Source organism: Micromonospora sp. CV4 (genome assembly GCF_003667455.1).
Classification (GTDB): domain Bacteria; phylum Actinomycetota; class Actinomycetes; order Mycobacteriales; family Micromonosporaceae; genus Micromonospora.
Map to the genome: position 1 here is coordinate 1 of NZ_RCVI01000063.1, position 1,251 is coordinate 1,251.

Sequence of the window (1,251 nt, forward strand, 5' to 3'; positions counted from 1 at the left end):
GGGTACGGCCGCCGTCCCGGCGACCCGGCGTTCGGCGCCCGGCCGCTGCCAGTGGGTGGGGTGGCCGGGCACGACGGCTACCTGGTGGCGGGCAGCGCCACGTTGGTCGCGGTGGCGGCGGTCGTGCTGGGCGGCGCCGACGTCGAGCGGGCCGGGAGCGCCCGGTGAGCCGCGACCGCGCGGTCGACGCGCTGCGGGCGTACGCCATCGGCGGGGTGGTGCTCGGGCACTGGCTGGTCACCGGCCTCGTGCTGGCCTCCGACGGCGGGCTGCGCCAGGCCAGCCCGCTGACCGCGCTGCCTGATCTGGCGCCGGTGACGTGGGTGTTGCAGACGCTCGGGTTGTTCTTCTTCACCGCCGGGTTCGGCTCGGCCCGGTCGCTGGCGCGCCGCAGGGGCGAGCCGGGCGGTTGGCTGGCCCGTCGGCTGCGCCGGCTGCTGCTGCCCGCTCTGGCGCTGCTCGGTGCGGGCGCCGCCATGCTGCTCGCCGCCACCGTCGCCGGGATCCCGGACGACACGCTCGCCGTCGCGCTGCGGCTCGCGGTCAGTCCGCTGTGGTTCCTGCTGCCGCTGCTGCTCCTCGTCGCGTCAACCGGTCCGCTGCGTGCCGCCGTCGCACGCTGGGGGGTGGTCCGCTGCGTCGCACCGGCGGTGGCCGTGGTGGCGGCGGCCGACCTGGCGGTCCGCCTGCTGCCGACCGACACCGGCCTGCCGCCGGTCACCGTGCTGGCGGCCTGGGCGGTGCCGTACCTGCTCGGCCTGGCGCACGCGGAGGGGCGGTTGGCCGGCCGGAGGGTGGCGGGCGCGCTGGCCGGCGGCGGCGCCGCCGCGCTGGCCGCGCTGCTGGCGCTGGGCTATCCGGTCAGCGCGGTCGGGGTGCCCGGGGCGGGGGTGTCCAACCTGAACCCGCCGTCGCTGCTGGCGGTGGCGCTGGCGGTCACCCAGGTCGGGGTGGGGCTGCTCGCCCGGCCGGCGCTGGAACGGCTGCTGGTCCGCCCGTTGCCGGGCCGGGCGGTGACCGAGGTGAACCGCAACGCGGTGCGGATCTACCTGTGGCACCAGCCGGTTCTGGTCGCGGTGACCGCGCTCGTCGCCCGGGGTGGGGTGGCGCTGCCGGGGCTGCACACCGCACCGGACGGTCCGGACTGGGTGCTGGCCCGGTGCTGCTGGCTGCCGCTGTTGGCCGCGGTGCTGGTCACACTGACGCGGGCGGGCCACCGGACGGGGTCGCGACAGCCGGGCGGTGGAGGGG

1 protein-coding gene is annotated in these 1,251 nt (G+C 78.3%); it reads left to right on the forward strand.

Annotation, left to right across the window (positions count from 1 at the left end; all coding sequences use genetic code 11):
* Nucleotides 1-164: 164 nt before the first annotated feature.
* Nucleotides 165-1,251 (forward strand): acyltransferase family protein (locus tag EAD98_RS00335; RefSeq protein WP_121652119.1); only part of this gene is annotated, 1,087 nt, incomplete at its 3' end.